Origin of the sequence: Paraburkholderia ginsengiterrae, assembly GCF_001645125.1 — a bacterium.
Classification (GTDB): domain Bacteria; phylum Pseudomonadota; class Gammaproteobacteria; order Burkholderiales; family Burkholderiaceae; genus Paraburkholderia; species Paraburkholderia ginsengiterrae.
This window is the reverse complement of the sequence record NZ_LXKA01000278.1, coordinates 1-443: the sequence shown is the minus strand read 5'-3', so window position 1 is coordinate 443 and position 443 is coordinate 1. Positions and strand designations below refer to the sequence as shown.

Here is a 443-nt window from a genome sequence, read left to right as displayed (position 1 = left end):
TCGAATCGCTGATCGGCGAAGAGCTCGGCTGGGGTGATGCCGGGCTTGCCGTTTCGATCGGCGTGGCGCCCGCTCCGTTGATCATGGCACACTCGATCGGTAATCAGGAACTGACCGCCATGGTCACCGCCAACACTGGTTGCTGGACGCGTACGCAGCCCGACCCCGGCCCCGCTGCCGCGATTCTCCGCCGCGACGGGATCAGCGCTGGCGGCAAACATCCTGCGCGTAGTCTCACTGCCAAGGAGCGGCCAGCCGCAATACTCATCCACGGTCAGCGTCCCGCGGTGTCCTCGCAGGGCACGGTGTACATCACCGCGCCCCGAGATATGCTGACGTCTCATGGCGAAGTGCTGTCTGCCCACGCACGTCGGACTACTTCTGAGATCGGGCTCCGCCGACCCTGTCCGCTCAACCTGCTCGGTGTTACGATCGCCTATCCC

The 443-nt window shown here is 65.0% G+C and carries 1 pseudogene; it reads left to right on the top strand.

Annotation, left to right across the window (positions count from 1 at the left end):
- A pseudogene (locus A6V37_RS41485) lies at nucleotides 1-443 on the top strand (acyl-CoA dehydrogenase family protein); the annotation flags it as partial.